The 17226-nt window shown below is 60.2% G+C and carries 14 protein-coding genes; 6 read left to right on the top strand and 8 right to left on the bottom strand.

Going from position 1 to position 17226, the window contains the following annotated elements; genetic code table 11:
- Positions 1–7 precede the first annotated feature (7 nt).
- Positions 8–727 carry a CDP-diacylglycerol diphosphatase gene (locus GGD46_RS09035; protein ID WP_184703416.1) on the bottom strand — a complete coding sequence of 240 codons (720 nt, stop codon included), beginning with the start codon at positions 725–727 and terminating at the stop codon, positions 8–10.
- Positions 728–1069: 342 nt separating this feature from the next.
- On the opposite strand from GGD46_RS09035, the gene GGD46_RS09030 reads away from it, so the two are divergent.
- On the top strand, positions 1070–1273 hold the full coding sequence (locus tag GGD46_RS09030; RefSeq protein ID WP_184703415.1) for a hypothetical protein: 204 nt from the start codon (positions 1070–1072) through the stop codon (positions 1271–1273).
- A 91-nt stretch (positions 1274–1364) separates the two neighbouring features.
- On the opposite strand, the gene GGD46_RS09025 is transcribed toward GGD46_RS09030, so the two are convergent.
- Complete coding sequence (locus GGD46_RS09025) at positions 1365–2033, bottom strand: Type 1 glutamine amidotransferase-like domain-containing protein (RefSeq protein WP_184703414.1); 669 nt, start codon at positions 2031–2033, stop codon at positions 1365–1367.
- A gap of 420 nt (positions 2034–2453) precedes the next feature.
- Between GGD46_RS09025 and GGD46_RS09020 the strand changes: the two genes are divergently transcribed.
- The 3 genes from GGD46_RS09020 to GGD46_RS09010 are packed head-to-tail and all read left to right on the top strand — an operon-like array spanning position 2454 to position 6195.
- Positions 2454–2927, top strand: coding sequence for a (2Fe-2S)-binding protein (locus tag GGD46_RS09020; RefSeq protein WP_184703413.1), 474 nt, complete (start codon positions 2454–2456; stop codon positions 2925–2927).
- Positions 2927–3910 (top strand): xanthine dehydrogenase family protein subunit M, encoded by a 984-nt coding sequence (locus tag GGD46_RS09015; RefSeq protein ID WP_184703412.1) that lies wholly within the window; start codon positions 2927–2929, stop codon positions 3908–3910. Before GGD46_RS09020 ends, GGD46_RS09015 begins: the two co-directional genes overlap by 1 nt.
- Positions 3907–6195, top strand: coding sequence for a xanthine dehydrogenase family protein molybdopterin-binding subunit (locus GGD46_RS09010; protein ID WP_184703411.1), 2289 nt, complete (start codon positions 3907–3909; stop codon positions 6193–6195). The genes GGD46_RS09015 and GGD46_RS09010 overlap by 4 nt, the downstream gene beginning before the upstream one ends.
- Positions 6196–6284: 89 nt before the next feature.
- Here the strand turns inward: GGD46_RS09010 and GGD46_RS09005 are convergent, their stop codons facing one another.
- Positions 6285–7370, bottom strand: a complete 1086-nt coding sequence (locus GGD46_RS09005) for a DJ-1/PfpI family protein (RefSeq protein ID WP_184703410.1) — start codon at positions 7368–7370, stop codon at positions 6285–6287.
- Between the two features lie 63 nt (positions 7371–7433).
- Between GGD46_RS09005 and GGD46_RS09000 the strand changes: the two genes are divergently transcribed.
- Entirely contained in the window at positions 7434–8459 is a 1026-nt protein-coding gene (locus tag GGD46_RS09000; RefSeq protein ID WP_246806246.1) for a GlxA family transcriptional regulator, read from the top strand.
- Between the two features lie 235 nt (positions 8460–8694).
- Positions 8695–9738, top strand: a complete 1044-nt coding sequence (gene mgrA / locus GGD46_RS08995; RefSeq protein WP_184703409.1) for an L-glyceraldehyde 3-phosphate reductase — start codon at positions 8695–8697, stop codon at positions 9736–9738.
- A gap of 63 nt (positions 9739–9801) precedes the next feature.
- On the opposite strand, the gene GGD46_RS08990 is transcribed toward mgrA, so the two are convergent.
- From GGD46_RS08990 to GGD46_RS08970, 5 genes are all read right to left on the bottom strand, one after another.
- Positions 9802–11055: an LVIVD repeat-containing protein gene (locus GGD46_RS08990; protein WP_184703408.1), complete on the bottom strand. Its 1254-nt coding sequence runs from the start codon at positions 11053–11055 to the stop codon at positions 9802–9804.
- 82 nt (positions 11056–11137) lie between these two features.
- Positions 11138–12181 (bottom strand): substrate-binding domain-containing protein, encoded by a 1044-nt coding sequence (locus GGD46_RS08985; protein WP_184703407.1) that lies wholly within the window; start codon positions 12179–12181, stop codon positions 11138–11140.
- 46 nt (positions 12182–12227) lie between these two features.
- Positions 12228–13262: an ABC transporter permease gene (locus GGD46_RS08980; RefSeq protein ID WP_184703406.1), complete on the bottom strand. Its 1035-nt coding sequence runs from the start codon at positions 13260–13262 to the stop codon at positions 12228–12230.
- Positions 13259–14743, bottom strand: coding sequence for a sugar ABC transporter ATP-binding protein (locus tag GGD46_RS08975; protein ID WP_184703664.1), 1485 nt, complete (start codon positions 14741–14743; stop codon positions 13259–13261). Before GGD46_RS08975 ends, GGD46_RS08980 begins: the two co-directional genes overlap by 4 nt.
- A 295-nt stretch (positions 14744–15038) precedes the next feature.
- On the bottom strand, positions 15039–16922 hold the full coding sequence (locus GGD46_RS08970; protein WP_184703405.1) for an MFS transporter: 1884 nt from the start codon (positions 16920–16922) through the stop codon (positions 15039–15041).
- Between the last annotated feature and the right edge of the window lie 304 nt (positions 16923–17226).

Genomic DNA, 17226 nt, shown 5'->3' with positions numbered 1-17226 from the left:
ATCGGAATCAATGGCTGATTGTGCAACTGTGATCCTGCACGTCCTCGCCCCCCATACCCGGCCGGGCGACGTCCGTGAGCACGATAAAGCCCGGGCCATCGGCAAAATCGGCGCCGACAACGACGAGGTTGTGGTCACCCATTTCCTTGGCGGGATCCCTCAATGTCTTTGCGAGCGCCAGGAACGGATTGAAATCGCCCAATGTCTCGCCCTTGACCCGCAGCGCCGTGAACTGATGTCCGGCGATGGTATCGGGAAGGGGCGCCCAATCCGTGCCGACACGGTCCGCATCCGCCTTCAAGGCAGCTCGGGCATCGGCGCTGAGGCAGTCGACGTGGATGTGCAGCTGGTTCTGCGAGCGAGCCTGTTGGGCGTTGACGGCAAGGCTCAAGCCATCCCGCGGGACAGCGTGTGGTAGGCGGGCATTGACATTGGCCCGTTCGGTCCACGCATCGGCGAAGAAATTATGCGTCGCGGGATCGAGGAGGGCGGCACTTTCCATGCCGGTGAGTTTGTCGGTAGGGATCAGAAGAACCTGCGCGATGCCTCTCAGGTCCTTGAGGATCGCATAGTGTTCGCCCGTGTTCACTGAGAGGCAGGGCGCGGTCTGGACGACGCATTTGTCATGCACGATCTTCCACAATACATCGGAATCGGCAAAGGCGGGAGCGAAGAGGAGGGGGAGAAAAGAGGCGGTAAGGGCCGTCACGCGGCGGGAGATTGTCATGCACAAAGGTTCCCTTGTTCAAATAGCTTGGGCGTTCCTCAAGATTCCCTGAAACATAATCAGGACCTGTGAGGCGGTTATGACGGTACGACAGGCGAGACGCCAGAGCGGATGATGATATCGTTCCGCAAATGGCTGATTTCATTTTCGCATCACTCTGGCTTAAGGGCGCATTCAGCTTGGTTGCCTAAATGGCGAGAGCCGGGGAGAGCCATGCCTTGCCTCAGGACGGAAAGGTTGCCTTCATGTGGAAGTCTGTGACCTTTCAAATGCCGGGGACGAGGTGTTCATAACGCTCGAACGCCGCAATCCAGCAGCAGAGCGAAAAAACAGGAGCTTAAAGTGGGTATCGGAAAGCTGATTGAAGAAGTAGCTGGCGCCGTTGCCGCTGAAGACGCCGTAGACGCTGTCGATCCGAATGCAGGCATTCTGACGAAGGCTGCCGCTGCGGTCGCGGGTTTTGAGGGCGTGAACAAGCTGACGGACGTGCTGAAGGAAAAAGAAGAACAGCCGGCCGCCGACAATAGTGGCGATCAAAACGGCTAAACGCCGAGAGCTGCCTTTCCGCTGCGCGGATTTCCAAAATGGAGTCGAGAGCCGGGCCTGTGTCCCGGCTTTCTGCTTCCATGGGTTTGCTTCAGCGCTCGAAGAGCCTCCAGTGCCCTTCGGAAATCACCTCGACGCCACCGTCCACCACCTTGATAGCGGTCTCGTCGTCGACTGCGTAGCCCGGCACCGGCAGGCGCGCAGCCCACTTCTCGGCGTCGTCCATAGTGTTCTCCGGGCACGCGGGATTGTCCAGATGCGGGAAGATCGAGAAGCCGACCATGCCAAGCGCGCTGTCCCCGCCGGCGGCCGGTTTCCAGCCCACGAACTCGTCGCCGACGTGCGGAGCCATTGCCATGCTGCCTGCGCTCAATCCCACATAGACCGTCCTGCTGAGCGATGGGAACAGATCCGCCAGGCCGGACTGAAGCATCCAATGGTGCAGATAAAGGACGTCGCCGCCGCATACCAGCAGGGCATCGGTCTCCCGGACCAAGGGGATCCAGTTATTCTCGTCGATGCTCGGCAATGCGGTCAGCTCGAGCATTCCTACGGACTTCCATCCCAACTCGACCATGGGCGTTGACGTCTGCCCGGCGATCTGCCGCCACGTCATGACCGCGGTTCTCGGCAGCATGCCGTACATCGCGGTGGGGATGCACAGGGCGGTGGATTCGGCGATTGGCTTGCCCAGCATGTCGATGAGGGCGTTGCGGATGCTCTGGTTGCTGACGCCGCCGGAGGTGAGGAGAAGCTTCATCGCGCCTTCCTTGGCCATTGAGAGCCGGGGTGAGTCACGGCTAGGTGTGGAAGCTTTCAAACGCCGTCGCGTTCTTCGCGGCTGAGTTAATCACGGTGCACTGCCCCCCACAAGGGGCGGTGCGCTGATAAAGGCCGGTTGTCACATCCTCTCTTAACCGCGCCAAACCGTTCGGAAAGCCGGAAAAACGCGCAGGAGCCGATCAGGGCTTGACGAAACAGCGCCAGGCATTAATTTAAACGGAGGCGCCTCCGTTTATCTGCGGCGTCTTTCGTTCCCTAGTTCTGACGAGCGCTGTGTTCGCGAAGCAAGCCACCGGCCTCGTCTTCCTGAAAATATCCTATAGCAACCGGTAGACCGTCGAATAGATTATTCTAGATCTCGTACGGCTGATCTTCGTGACGATGGCAGGAGCTTATCATGACACGAACCATTCATATTGCACTTGATATCAACGGACAGCGCCACGAACTCGATCTCGAGCCACGCGTGACCTTGCTGGATGCGCTGCGCGAGCATCTTTCGCTGACCGGCACCAAGAAAGGGTGCGATCAGGGCCAATGCGGCGCCTGCACCTGCCATGTTGACGGCAAGCGCGTGCTTTCCTGTCTGACGCTTGCCGCGCAAGTCGAAGGGCGTGCCATCACAACGATCGAGGGAATCGTCGGCGAGACGGGGGATCTGCATCCAGTGCAAGCGGCATTCATCGAGCATGACGCCTTCCAGTGCGGCTATTGCACGCCGGGCCAGATCATGTCGGCGGTCGCCTGTATTCGCGAGGGACATGCCGGTTCCGATACGGAGATCCGTGAATATATGTCCGGCAATCTCTGTCGGTGCGGGGCCTATAACAGCATCGTTGCGGCGGTGCGCCAGGCCGCGGAGGTAGCGTAATGCGAAACTTCTCGTATGTGCGCGCCACATCGACAGCCGAAGCCGCCCAGGCGGCGCAACAGGCCGGCGCCATGCTGCTTGCAGGCGGCACGACTTTGCTCGACCTCGCCAAATGCGGGGTGACTGAGCCAGAGACGGTCATCGACATCACGCATCTTTCCGGCATGGGCGACATCACCATCGAGGCCGCCGGCGCCACGATCGGTGCCCTTGCGAGGATGAGCGAGGTTGCAGATCACCAGGATGTACGTGCGGCTTTCCCGGCAGTCTCGGAATCGCTGTCACTTGCTGCCTCCGCCCAGCTGCGCAATATGGCGACCATCGGCGGCAATCTCCTGCAGCGGACGCGCTGTGCTTATTTCCGCGATCCCGGTGCCTTTCCCGCCTGCAACAAACGCAGTCCCGGCTCCGGCTGCTCGGCGATCGGCGGCGTGACGCGCAATCATGCCGTACTCGGAACGAGCGAGGCTTGCATCGCCTCTTATCCCGGCGATCTGGCAGTGGCTCTTGTCGCATTCGATGCGGCGGTCGAAACGAATAGTCGTAAGATCGCCATCGAAGATTTCTTCCTCATTCCCGGCAACACGCCGAACAAGGAAACGGTTCTCCAGCCCGGCGAGATCATCACCGCTGTCACTATCCCGGTGTCCGCTTCAGCTCGGAACTCCACCTACATCAAGGTTCGGGATCGGCAGTCCTATGAATTCGCCGCGGCAGGCGCCGCTGTCGGCCTTGAGCTGGAAGCGGATGGCAGGACTGTCCGCGATATTCGCATCGCGCTCGGCGGCGTCGCCACCAAGCCCTGGCGCGCGCGCGATGTTGAGCAGGCGCTTGTCGGTAAGGGACTGAGCGCCGAGCTCGTGGAAAAAGCCAGCCGTCTCGCCATGGAAGGCGCCGTTTCTCACGGCGGCAACCGCTACAAGATCGAACTTGCGCCGCGCGTTGTCGCCCGCGCCATTCTCAAGATGGGAGGCCTGGCATGACCATGATGGAACCACGCAAACATGGCGATGCTTCCGACGGTACGGTCGGTGGCCGCCAGTCGCGCTTTGAAGGCAATATGAAGGTGACGGGGAAGGCGACCTATGCGCTGGAATACCCTGTCGAAAACCTCGCCTACGCCGTCCTTGTGCAGAGCACGATCCCGGCCGGCCGTGTTCTGGAGGTCGACGTCTCGGCAGCGCTCGCCATGCCAGGGGTGCTGCTGGCTTTGACTCCGGACGACGATCTCGGTCTCAAGCTTTCGGCTGACTGGGGCGGCAACAAGCCGGTCGATGGACCCTATTATCCGCTGCCGCGCGACGTGCAGTTCAACGGTCAATCGATCGCCGCTGTCGTGGCGGAAAACCGCGAGCAGGCGACAGAAGCGGCCAGACTGGTGCGCGTCACCTATGAGGCGAGCGAGCATGTCGCCGATCTCAACGATCCGAAAGCCGGTGAGGGCAAGCTCGTGGAGCCGCTTTCGATCGCCTGGGGTGATGCCGAGGCGGCGCTTGCGGCATCCCCGGTTAGGATCGAGGCCGAATATTCCACGCCTCGCGAATATCACGTCGCGATGGAGCCGCATGGCCTGACGGCGAAATGGGACGGCGATCAGCTGACGATCTGGGAGCCAAGCCAATGGTCGCATGGCATGGCGCGCATGTATTCCGAATGGTTCGATATGCCCTATGAGAATGTCCGGATCATCTCACCCTTCATCGGCGGCGGCTTCGGATCGAAGGGGCAGCCGCTCGCTTATGGTGCTGTTGCGATTGTGGCCGCAAGAAAGCTTGGCCGGCCAGTGAAGCTTGCGGTCACCCGGCCGCAAAACTTCACGAGCTATGGCGGTCGCGCCGGAACCAGACAGAAGATTGCGCTCGGCGCGACGGAGGACGGCATCCTGCAGGCGATCGTCCACCGCGGCGCCAGCGAGACCTCGGTCTATGCCGACTGGCCGGAGCAGACGGGTGCGGCAACGTCCATCCTCTACAAGGTCGAGAACTTCTCGTCACAGCATCGCGTCGTGCCTGTGAACAGTGTCACGCCCGGCGCCCTGCGTGGTCCGGGCAAGAACCCGAGCGCCTACGGTATCGAATGCGCCATCGAGGAACTCGCCTACAGGCTCGGCATGGATCCGCTCGAGCTCAGGCTGAAGAACTATGCCGATCACGACTACCAGTCCGGCAAGCCGTGGTCGACGCGCCGGCTCCGCGAAGCCTTGGCCGAGGGCGCCGAGGCCTTCGGCTGGTCGCGGCGCAGCCACACGCCGCGCTCGATGCGCGACGGCAAGACGCTGATCGGCTGGGGTATCGGCTGCGGCACCTTCCCGGTCATCCGGGCGCCGAGCGAGGCCATGATCCGCATTCTCGCCAATGGCCGCGTGGAAGTCGTCAGCGGTGCCATCGACATGGGGCAGGGGACTTATACCATCCTTGCCCAGAGTGCTGCGGAGGTCTTCGGCATTCCAGTGGATCAGGTCGAAGTCCATCTCGGCGATTCGCGCCTGCCCGGTTCGGCGATCGCCGGCGGTTCGATGCTCGCCGGCTCGATTATGGGGGCCGTTCATAAGGCAGCAGTCGCCGCCCGCGACGAGCTTATCGGCCTTGCGCTCAGCGATGCCAACTCGCCGTTCCGCGATACGGGTGCGAACACGCTGAACTTTGCCGAGGGGCGCGTCGCTGCTCCCCGCGGCGAAGCGCCGTCACTGACGCTCGCGGAACTGATGTCCGCCCTCAAGCGTGAGGAGATCGAAGTCCGGCGCAATACCTTGCCGGATGGCGCTAACGCGCAGGAGCAGCTTCAGGCCTGGACGACGATGGCCAGGGTTCAAGGCCCGACCATGGGCGATTTCTCCATGCACAGCTGGTGCGCTCATTTTGCCGAAGTGCGGGTCGACGAGGATTTCGGCACAGTGCGCGTCTCCCGCATGGTCTCCGCCTTCGATTGCGGCCGCCTCTACAATCCAAAGCTGGTCGAAAGCCAGTGGCGAGGCGGCATCATCATGGGCATCGGTCAGGCGCTTCTTGAAGAGGGCTTGATCGATCAGCGCAACGGACGAACCGTCAACAACAATGTTGGCGACTATCTCGTGCCGACCAATTCGGACATTCCGGATATCCAGGTGATCTCCGTCGGCGTGCCCGATCACAATGCCTCGGCGCTCGGGGGCAAGGGCGTCGGCGAAGTTGGTATTGTCGGCGTGGCGCCAGCCATCGCCAATGCCGTGTTCCATGCGACTGGCAAGCGCATCCGCGACTTGCCGATTGCACTGGAAAAACTGCTCTAGCGGCAGACAGGTTTGAGCCGCACCGCGCAAGCATGCGGCTCAAACCTTGGCCCGACCCCACGACAGATCTTTCGTCGCTTGCGCCTGGCTCAATGCCTTGTCGGATATTCCAGCTGCAATGCGACGATATCGGATGTTCGCGAGCCGTAGCGCGCGGCGATTTGAGATAGCGCGTCGTCGAGAATTCTCGCGGGCGGAAGCAGGGGAATTTCCATGCTGGAAGCGCTGTTTTCCGCGGAAACATCGGGCACCAGCACAAGGCCATTGCGCGAGCGGATAGATGCCGCCTTTTCGACAACGAGCGCCTGCGAACGGAAGGTTCTGGACCATGCATCAGCGGCCAGTGCCAGAGCGATCTCGTCGAAGCCATCCTGGACCGGCATGCGGATAGTCTCATGGCCCCAGAAGGCGAGATAGTTGGCAGCGAAGCGCCAGAGCCGGCCCGTGGTCATGCGAAACGGCGTCGCGTCATGAGCTGCACTCCATCCGTCGACACCAAGGCCGGCTGCGACTGATTGCGCCTTTGCCTGTCCGCCGATCGCCTCAACGAGCGCAAGTGAAGCCGGGATCGAGGCCGTGACGCCTGTCGTGCTCACCACATTGCCGTCGACGACATAGCGCTGGTTGCGAACCCAATTCGCCCGGGGAAAGGTGCGCTTCATCTTGTCGAAAGCGTACCAGTGGGTCGTGGCGCGCCTACCGTCAAAAACACCGGCCCGTGCCGCAAGCCATGCGCCTTCGCAAATCGAGACGACCATTGCGCGTTTCGAGAATTGTTGACGGATCCAGGCGGTGACATTGCGGTTGCGATCGTCATGCATGGCCGGGACAATGACAATGTCGGCACCTTCCGGATGTTCCCGATCGAAATCCGACATGGTCGTGTCCGGTCGGATTTTCAGTGCAGGCATCAGATCCACGACGCCCGCATGGGTCGAAACCACGAGTAGGTCGGCGATGCCGGCGCTGCGGATAATGCCATGAGGGACGACGAGATCCGTCGTCTCGGTGCCCTTGTTGTCCGCGACGATGACGATGAGGGGTCGTGTTCGGTGCGCTTTGAGTGGTGGGATTTGGATCGGGTTTTGGCTCGCCGCGAAGGTAATCGAAGCCCAGCCGATGGTGCCGAATGCGAGCAGGAAAAGGAGGAAGGGTCTGAGATAGAGGCGATACATGAGGATAGTCCAAAGTTGCGATGTTCTCGACTGGAGAAATATTCGCGGAGCCGACTGGCGGAAATGTCAAAGATATCGCAATTTACGCCAATGCAGGAACCCGCCCTTCATCCCAAACGTATCGCCGTCATCGGCTATGATGGCGTCCAGGCGCTCGATATTGTCGGCCCGATGGAAGTGTTTGCGATGGCGAACTTTTATCTGCCGCCGGGAGTGCCTCCCTATGAGGTTGTCCTTGCCTCTCCGGCGGGTGGGGCTGTGAAGAGCAGTTCGGCCGGAGGACTGGTGTTCGGCGAGACAACGGCGCTGGAGCAACTGCCCGTCGATCTCGATAGCATCATACTGGCCGGTGGAAGCGAAACCGGCCTGCGGCAAGTGATATTCGGCTCGGCTCTGTTGGACTGGCTGCATTCGCGCAAAGCCGTCACCCGACGCATGGCGAGTGTTTGCACCGGCGCCTTCATACTTGCCGCCGGCGGATTTCTCGACGGCAGACGTGCCACCACCCATTGGAGCTCCTGCGCTCTTCTGAAGGAGTTGCGGCCGCAAATCGAAATCGAGCCGGATGCGATCTTCGTTGCCGCACCGCCGGTCTACACTTCGGCGGGCATTACCGCCGGCATCGATTTGTGCCTGGCACTTGTCGAGGCTGATTGCGGCCCGCAGACGGCTCTGGCCGTCGCGCGCCAAATGGTCTTGTTCATGCGCCGGCCAGGCGGGCAATCCCAGTTCAGCACCAGCCTCTCCATTCAGACAAATGCGACACCGAAGCTGCGCAAGCTTTTGAACGAGATTATTGAGGCGCCGGCGGACGATTTGTCTATCCCGGCATTGGCAAGCCGGGCAGGGATGAGTGAACGCACGTTTTCGCGCAGTTTCCGCAAGGAAACGGGCACGACCCCGGCGCAATTCGTGGAAACCGCGAGACTGAATCGCGCCAAGGCGCTGCTTGAAACCTCGGATTGGTCGCTTGCACGGATTGCCGAGCGTTCCGGTTTCAAAAGCCTGGATACTTTACATCGGGCATTTCTCAAGCATCTTGGAGTGACCCCCGGCTTTTATCGGGCGCGTTTTGGTTCGGATGCATAAGCGAGATGGCGGGCGCCTTGGCATGATGATCGCATCGGCCGCTCTATGCCAGTCATACGCGTCGGATGCATTTCGCTCTGGAAAAAACATCTCCGAATGACGAGATAAAAAACATGGAATGGCTTTTTATTCGATTGGACTCTGCCATTCTCGGGGTGCTGTAAGGGCGAGCGCGACAGGCTTTTGGCCAGCCCCCGCTGGTGTCGGCACAATATGACCAACAGGAAGAGAATTCATGACCTACCATCCCGATCCGGAACGCTACGACTCGGCACATTTCCGCCGGGTCGGCCGAAGCGGCCTCAAGCTGCCGGCAATTTCCTTTGGCCTTTGGCACAATTTCGGCGATGCGACGCCTCTCGATACTCAGAGGTCAATCCTCTTCAAGGCCTTCGATCTCGGCATCACGCATTTCGATCTCGCCAATAATTATGGTCCGCCCGCGGGAAGCGCCGAGATCAATTTCGGCCATATCCTGAAACAGGACCTGGCCGGGTATCGCGATGAACTCATCATTTCGTCCAAGGCAGGCTGGGACATGTGGCCCGGTCCCTATGGTCGTGGCGGCGGGTCGAAGAAAGCACTGCTTTCCAGCCTCGACCAGAGTCTTACCCGACTTGGCCTCGACTATGTCGATATTTTCTACTCTCATCGCTTCGATGCTGAGACGCCTCTCGAAGAGACGGCCGATGCGCTTGCGCAGGCGGTCCGGCAGGGCAAGGCGCTCTATGTCGGCGTGTCCTCCTATTCCGGCAACAAGACGCGCGAAATCGCCGCGTTGCTGAAGGAGCGGCAGGTGCCGCTGCTGATCAATCAGCCGTCCTACAACCTGTTCAATCGCTGGGTCGAGAAGGATCTGCTGGCGGCCTCGGACGAGGTAGGGGCGGGTATCATTGCCTTCACGCCGCTTGCTCAAGGCCTGCTGACGAACAAATATCTGAATGGCGTCCCGCAGGATTCCCGCGTCAATCGACCTGGTGGCGACCCGCTGCGGCCGGAGCATCTGAAAGAAGAAAATATCGAGCGTGCCCGTGCGCTGAATGAGATCGCCAAGCGCCGCGGCCAGTCGCTTGCCCAGCTCGCCATCGCCTGGGTTCTCCGGGATCCGCGCGTGACGTCGGCATTGATCGGTGCAAGCTCGGCGCGGCAGGTAGAAGAAAACGTGGCCGCTCTCAACGACCTGAGCTTCAGCCCCGAGGAGCTTGCCGAGATCGATCGTTACGCCGTCGAAGGCGGCATCAATCTCTGGGAAAAGCCCTCGCATGAGGAACTGGTCTAAGAGGCTTTGACGATCTGCCCGATATGTCGGGCAGATCACCTTGCGACAGGCAGAGCAGTTTGCTCAGCCGCCATATTCGATGATTTCGAGACCGGCATTGTAGTCTGTTGCGTAGATCAGACCGTTGGCGTCGACGAAGACGTCTGCGGATTGGATGACCTTTGGCCGGCCGGCACGACGGTCTGTCATGATAGTCGGGCCTGCTGGGACGAGCGCGCCTGTTTCAACCGGATGATACGGGTCGGAAATGTCGAAGGCGCGAATGCCGGCGTTCTGCCAGGTCGCAAAGATCAGCGTTTCAGAGATGAAAGATCCCGGCCGGTTTTCGTGCAGATTGTGTGGGCCGAAATGGCCACCTTTCTTGGTATAGTCGATCTCGGCGGGGATAGGGAAAGTCGAGATACTGATCGGGTTTTCCGGCACGCGGATGTCGAAGATCCAGGTGTGCTTGCGGCCGTCCTCCTCATTGTCCAGCACGGCTTCATCGGCCACCACCAGCAGCTCGCGGCCCGGAAGCGGCAGCGGCGAGTGTGTGCCGCCGCCATAGGGTGGGCACCAGTTATGGTGCTTGATGAGCTTGGGTACGGAATGATCCTTGATGTCGAGAAGCGTCAAGCCTCCGTCCCGCCAGCAGGCAAAGGCCGCATCGCCGTGGACGAGCGCGTGGTGCAAGGCATAGCGCTTGCCGTCACCCCAGTCGGGCGTCTCTCCCGCCGCCCGGTTCATGCCGGGGAGCCACCATTGACCGACGAGAACAGGTTTGGTCGGATCGGCAATGTCGATGGTGACGAAGATGTAGTCGGTGAAGCCGTCGAGCAGCGCCGAGGCATAGGCATAGCGGCCGCCGACATACCAGAGCCGGTGGAAACCGACGCCTTCGACATCAAGCTGGCCGATCTTGCGCGGCCTGTCCGGAATGGAGATGTCGAACACGCTCATGCCCGCCGTCCAGGCGCGCTCGCGCTTTCTTGAGGCAACAGTCTCGCCGACCGATTGCGTGTAGTAGATCTTCTCGTCGGTGAACGTCTCCACATCTGCGAACAGGTCGAGAGCGTTGATGACCAGCAGTAGGTCGTCATGGGTTTGCAGATGGATGTTCCAGGTGTTTGCCGGTGCCGCCACATAGTTCACCGTCTGTGGGTTCTTCGGATCGCGAACGTCGACGATTGAAAAGCCTTGCGACCAGGGGTGGGCGACATAGGCGTAACCGCGGTGAACCATCAGCTGCAGTCCATCGCCGCGGCCGCCGATATCGCTATGGCCGATGAGCTTCATGTTGCGGGCAAAATCCGGCTTTGGCAGCTCGGTCGATGGCATGGATCTTCCTCATACGTCTTCTGAAAACAAGAAATGCCGCTCCGGAAGGTGGAGCGGCACATTTGGCCAATGGTGGCGCGAATTAGTTTTTCGCAGCCGGAATCCAGGATGCCGTTGCCGCATCGCTCTTGAGGAAAGCGGGGAACTTCTGCTGCAGCTCCTCAATCGTGCCGATCTTGTTGCTGATCAGATCGTCGCGGGTGATGAGCGTCGGCTGGAGGAGAACGGAACGCCCCGGGGATTGGCCGGCGATGGCGAGCGAAACGGCACGGACCGAGACTTCGCCGACGACGGCAGCGTTGGTTGCGGCGGTTGCGACCCAGGCACTGTCCGGCTCGACCATCAGTTGGATGTCAGCGGTCGAGGTGTCGACGCCATAGATCTTCACTTGGCTTGAGAGACCGAGTTCGTCGATGGCGAGCTTTGCACCCTTTGCGAATTCATCCCAGGGTGTGAAAATCACCGAAATATCCGGATTGGCGCGCAGCACCGCCTTGGTCTGGTCGGCGACGGAGGCCGGAACGGTGTCGTTGACGACGCCCCAGACGGCCTTTTCCTTCAAGTTGTGCTTGGCAATGAAATCTTTCCAGACGGCATAGCGGCGGTCGAGCGGCGCAAAACCGGCGACATAGACGACACCGCCGGTAAAGCCTTCGCCCTTGTCCTTGACGGCTTGATCGAGCGCCAGCTTGGCCATGTCCTTGTCGCTCTGTTCGATCTGCGGCACCTGCGGATTGTTGAGATCGACGTCATAGGCGACGACCTTGATGCCCTTATCGAGAGCCTTTTGCGCGACGTCCTTGAGGACTTCAGGGCGGCCATTGTTGATGATGATACCGTCGACGCCGAGGTTGATCGCCTGCTCGATGAGATTGCGCTGCGTGTCGTTGTCGTTGCGGGCCTGCGAAACAGTGAGATTGACGCCAAGGGCATCGGCCTGTCGCTTGACGCCGGCCTCGAAGGCCTGCAGCCAGTCGCCGCTGCCGAGGAAGCTGACGACGGCGATGTTGACCGCCTTCTTGTCGAAGGGGGCAGGCGCGCCGGGTAGGCCCGCAGCCGATGCGACTGTTGTCAGAAGCGAACCGGCGACGACGGCGACTGCGATTGTGCTGAGCAATTTCATCATTGAAAATCCATTGAGCTTTAGGTTGGAGTGAGTGTTCCCGCGGCCTTTATGTCTTGCTGCGGCTGATGCCATAGGTAAGTGCAAGCGCACCAACGAGCACGGCGCCCTTGATGAAGTCCTGCGTGTAATAGGGCGCATTCAACATGGTCAGGCCATTGAGGAGAATGCCGACGAAGACTGCGCCAATCGTCGTTCCCAGCACGTTCGGCCGTCGCAGACCGAGGACCGCAAAGCCGATGAGCGAAGCGGCAACGGAATCCATCAGCAATGATGCGCCGGACGAAACGTCGCCGCGTCCGACGCGCGCGGCAACGATGATGCCGCCGAGCGATGCAAGAACGCCCGACATCACATAGGCGAAGGTCTTCAGACGGGGCACGTTTGCTCCCGCAAGCCGCGTCGCGGCTTCGTTGCCGCCGGTTGCATAAAGGAGGCGCCCAAGACGGGTGCGCTCGGTCAAGACGTAGAGCACGAACGCGACGACCAGCATGAAGATGACAGGCAGGGGAATGGTTCCGAAGAGGCTCGACCTGCCGATGGTCAGGAATGCCGGGTCGACCTTGCCGGTCGCGGTGGCCCCGCTCGGAAGGATCAAGCCTACGGAGATCGAGCGCCCGGCCGTCGGGATCAGTTGGAGACCGGTCAGGAGAAACATGGTGGCAAGGGTGGCTAGCAGATCCGGCACCTTCAGGCGCACGATCAGAAAGGAATTGACGAACCCAACGAGCGCGCCGAACACAAGCACCAACGGCACAGTCTGATAGGCATTGAGATTGAGCACGATCATCGCGTAGCTGGCGGCCATGACGCTCGAGGCGGCAACTGCACCCACAGACAGATCGAAGCCACCAATGGCAAGCGTGATGGTGACACCGGCGCCGATGATGGCGACGACGGAGACTGCCTGCAGGATGCTCATCAGATTGTTGATGTTGATGAAGGCCGGCTGGGCAAAGCTGAAGACGACGATCAGGGCAAAGAGCAGGAAAAACACCGCGCCGCGCCGGACAAGTTCCTTGAGCGAGAACGCTTCGCGTGCCGACTTTCCTTTTTCCCCGATTTGGACGCTACCGTCGGTCATCTGGCGTATTCCTCGCTTTGCTTGATATCAGCGGTCGTCGGTGTGACGTCCTTCAGGCTATGATGTTCCATGACCAACACCCTGTCGGCGACTTCAAGCGCCTCCTCCGGATCTGACGTCGCAATCAACGTAGCGCGATCGCTGTGGGCACGTATGGCTGCGATGATGTCCTGGCGGGCGCCGACATCCACACCCTGAAACGGCTCATCGAGAAGCAACAGCCGGCTTGGTTCGGCCTCCCAGCGCGCCAACACGACCTTTTGCTGGTTACCGCCCGAAAGCGACCAGACCGATGCATCCGGTCCCGATGCCTTGATGCCAAGTCGGCCGATGGCCTCTTCTCCCTCGCGGGTTTCCCGCCCGGAAAAAAGGAAGCCGGATGCATACCATTGCTTCAGGTGCGGCAGACTGATCGTGGCTGCAATGCTCTCGCCCGGCCAGTCTGGTGGCATTAGTGAAGAGCGGTGACGGTCCGCGGCCGCCAAGACAACACCGCGTGCGATGGCCTCGGCCGGCGAGCGCGGCCCGTAGGGCTTGCCGTCTAGTAGCGCCTCGCCGGTCGCAAAACGTTCTATGCCGAAAAGCGCCGAGAGCAGCCGGCTCTTGCCTGCGCCGAGCACCCCGGTTACGGCCACGACTTCGCCCGCATGCAACGAAAGGTCAAAGGATGGGCTGTCGGGAAATAGCCTTATGCCCTGAAGTTGGAGCACTGTCCGGTCGAACTGTTCGCGCCGATGCGGGCGTGCGGCTTTCATCGACCGGCCGATCATGGTCTCGATGGCTGCGTCGAAATCGATCGGCCGGGCAAAGGCGCCGACATTGCGTCCACCGCGCAGGATGACGACGCGATCGGCGAGCGCGTCGAGATCGGCGGTGCGGTGAGAGATGTAGAGAATGCCGATCCCGCGTGCCTTCAGCTGGCGGACGATTTCATAGAGCCGGGTTGCCTCTCTTGCAGAAAGGCTTGCTGTGGGTTCGTCGAGGATCAGCAGTTGCGCCTTGTTCGATAGGGCGCGGGCGATGGCGACCATTTGCCGGTCGGCGGTTCCAAGATCGCCGAAATCCCGGTCAAGCGGAAGGGCAAAACCTGCCTCCTCCAATATCGTGGCGGCTCTCTTTCGGACCGAACGGCGCGATAGGAAGAACGGTTGCCGCCCGTCGACGAACTGATTGAGCAGCAGCGCATCCGCGACGGAAAGGCCAGCGACGCCGACAACATCAGTGGACTGGTGCACGGTGACGATGCCTTGAGCCACTGCCTGCGCCGGGCTATCGGCACGATACTCCCTGCCGTTCCACAGGATGCTGCCCGCATCGGCCGAATGAATACCGGACAGGATCTTTACCAGCGTCGATTTACCGGCGCCGTTGGCGCCCATCAGCGCGACGATCTCGCCCTTGTCGATTGTCAGAGATGCATTCGCCAGGGCTTGCGTCGAGCCGAAAGCACGGGACAGATTTTGGATGGTCAGCAGGGTCATGGAGGCAGGTTCGATGAAAGTCTGCCACACTCGTAAGCTTCTGCTATCCGATCACAAGGGCGATCTTCCTTTCATCACTTATTCTATGGAAATAATTTTCTATTTCCGCCATTGGTGGCGCGTGCGGGTGCAAGGCGAGCCGCCTATACGGGTATTTTTCAACCGCAAGGACGTTGCTATCGAAACATACAATACGGAGATCATGGGAGGAGAAAGGGGCTTCTGCCGCGCGTGATGCGGGCGCCGGAATGGAACGAGAACCCGGCGCAGTTTGCTGCGCCGGGCCACATTGTCGTTAGTTGATCGAGTCGAGATTGACGCCCTTGGTCTCGCGCACGAAGATCAGGCCGATGACCAGTGTCATTGCGGCGATCGCGATGGGATACCAAAGGCCATAGTAGATATCGCCCTTGGCTGCGCTCATGGCAAAAACGGTTGCCGGAAGCAGACCGCCGAACCAGCCGTTGCCGATATGATAAGGCAGCGACATGCCGGTATAGCGGATGCGCGTCGGGAACATCTCCACCAGAATGGCGGCGATCGGACCGTAAACCATGGTCACATAGATGACGAGGATCGTCAGAATGAGGATGGTCAGCGGCCAATTGATGCCTGCGGGGTCGGCAACCATCTTAAAGGCACCGCCTTTGGCAATCGTATAGACAGGCATGTCCGTCGCGCCGCCTGCCTGCTCCGCCGTCAAAAGCTTGGCCTTGACGAGATCGGCGATCGGCGTGACGGTCTTTTCGCCAGCTCGAACCGTGGCTGCGTTGAGCCCGAGCTCAGGGTTTGCTGCGATGAAGGCATCGAGTTTTGCGTCGGGAACCTTGGCTGGATCGCGCGCCAGCGGGAAGCCGGATTTTTGCAGCGCAAGGTTCATGTCATGCGTGAAAGCGACGCCCTTGGCTGCGGCGTCCTTTCCGGCGGCGGTCGCATCATAGGATGTTATCGTCGCGTCGCCGACCTTGACCGTTGCCGGCTGACCCGCAGGGCCATCGGCAATCGTATAGGGAACGGATGATTTCGACAGAAACGAGGTCGCGATATCGCAGGAATTATTGAACTTCGCCGTTCCCACAGGGTTGAACTGGAATGTGCAGTCGCCAGGTGCTGCCGTAACAGTGGCATGGATGGTCTGCTCCGCCTGGGCAAGAGCCGGATTGGCGGCCCGTGTCAGCGCGTTAAACAGAGTGGAATAGGTGAGGATTGCGAGCGCAAGGCCTGCCATGATGATGGGCTTGCGGCCGATTTTGTCGGAAAGCCAGCCGAAGAACACGAAGAATCCGCTGCCGATGAACAGCGCGATCGCGATCATGATATTGACCGACTGGCCATCGACTTTCAGTACGTTCTGCAGGAAGAACAGCGAATAGAACTGACCGGTATACCAGACGACAGCCTGACCGGCGGTGAGGCCAAGCAGCGCGATAAGCGCGATTCTGGCATTTTTCCATTGGCCGAAGGCCTCAGAGAGCGGCGCCTTGGATCCCTTGCCTTCTTCCTTCATCTTTTTGAAGGCCGGGGATTCGCTAAGCGACATGCGGATCCAGACCGAGATGGCGAGCAGAAGGCAGGATACGAGGAAAGGAATGCGCCAGCCCCAGGTGGCGAAGGCATCCTTACCCATGGCGTTTTGAACGACCAGGATGACGATCAGCGACAGGAAAAGCCCGAGGGTCGCCGTCGTCTGGATCCATGACGTATAATAGCCGCGTTTGTCGTCCGGCGCATGCTCGGCGACATAGGTGGCGGCCCCGCCATATTCGCCGCCGAGCGCAAGGCCCTGCAGCATACGCAGGATGATAAGGATGACAGGGGCGGCGATGCCCCAGCTTGCCGATCCCGGAAGAACGCCAACCAGGAAGGTCGAAAGACCCATGATCAGGATCGTGACGAGAAAGGTGTACTTGCGTCCAACAAGGTCGCCGATGCGTCCGAAGACCAGGGCGCCGAATGGCCGGACGAGGAAGCCTGCCGCAAAGGCGAGCAGGGCGAAGATGTTTCGGGTTGCCTCCGGATAATCACTGAAGAAGGTTGTGCCGATGAAGGCAGCCAGGGATCCGTAAAGATAGAAGTCATACCATTCGAACACTGTTCCGAGGGATGAGGCGAAGATGACCTTCTTCTCTTCCCTCGTCATGCCTCGACCCGTTGTCTCGGCCATGGACGTGGTTGCCATTGCTCAATCCTCCCAATTGCACCAGGGACATCGTCAATCGATCTGTCTCGTGTCCCCCATGATGAATTACGCAGAACTTTCCGGCCGAATAAGCGCGGAATTTCGCGCCAGTGGGTGCTCTCCCGATTTCCTCCCCGAGGAGATCACGCGCCTGATGCAGCCGCGAGTTTTGGCTAAAAATTGAAAATTGCAATGCCTGCAACTGCCGGCGCTTATGAATAACTGTGTGTAAGCATCAAGAAATGCGAATATATCACCATCCGGCATGACTGTGCTTGATTTATTCGCAAAGATGGAAGCCGGG

The sequence above is a fragment of the Martinezella lusitana genome, assembly GCF_014207095.1.
GTDB classification, from domain to species: Bacteria; Pseudomonadota; Alphaproteobacteria; order Rhizobiales; family Rhizobiaceae; genus Rhizobium; species Rhizobium lusitanum_B.
Note: the sequence above shows the minus strand (reverse complement) of the source record. Positions and strands in the feature narration are given on the sequence as shown.

Bases quoted from the DNA above. Each gene is read 5' to 3' on its own strand.
- GGD46_RS09035 (WP_184703416.1), bottom strand. From the start codon at position 727: ATGACAATCTCCCGCCGCGTGACGGCCCTTACCGCCTCTTTTCTCCCC.
- GGD46_RS09025 (WP_184703414.1), bottom strand. From the start codon at position 2,033: ATGAAGCTTCTCCTCACCTCCGGCGGCGTCAGCAACCAGAGCATCCGC.
- GGD46_RS09020 (WP_184703413.1), top strand. From the start codon at position 2,454: ATGACACGAACCATTCATATTGCACTTGATATCAACGGACAGCGCCAC.
- GGD46_RS09015 (WP_184703412.1), top strand. From the start codon at position 2,927: ATGCGAAACTTCTCGTATGTGCGCGCCACATCGACAGCCGAAGCCGCC.
- GGD46_RS09010 (WP_184703411.1), top strand. From the start codon at position 3,907: ATGACCATGATGGAACCACGCAAACATGGCGATGCTTCCGACGGTACG.
- GGD46_RS09005 (WP_184703410.1), bottom strand. From the start codon at position 7,370: ATGTATCGCCTCTATCTCAGACCCTTCCTCCTTTTCCTGCTCGCATTC.
- GGD46_RS09000 (WP_246806246.1), top strand. From the start codon at position 7,434: ATGTCAAAGATATCGCAATTTACGCCAATGCAGGAACCCGCCCTTCAT.
- mgrA (WP_184703409.1), top strand. From the start codon at position 8,695: ATGACCTACCATCCCGATCCGGAACGCTACGACTCGGCACATTTCCGC.
- GGD46_RS08990 (WP_184703408.1), bottom strand. From the start codon at position 11,055: ATGCCATCGACCGAGCTGCCAAAGCCGGATTTTGCCCGCAACATGAAG.
- GGD46_RS08985 (WP_184703407.1), bottom strand. From the start codon at position 12,181: ATGATGAAATTGCTCAGCACAATCGCAGTCGCCGTCGTCGCCGGTTCG.
- GGD46_RS08980 (WP_184703406.1), bottom strand. From the start codon at position 13,262: ATGACCGACGGTAGCGTCCAAATCGGGGAAAAAGGAAAGTCGGCACGC.
- GGD46_RS08975 (WP_184703664.1), bottom strand. From the start codon at position 14,743: ATGACCCTGCTGACCATCCAAAATCTGTCCCGTGCTTTCGGCTCGACG.
- GGD46_RS08970 (WP_184703405.1), bottom strand. From the start codon at position 16,922: ATGGCAACCACGTCCATGGCCGAGACAACGGGTCGAGGCATGACGAGG.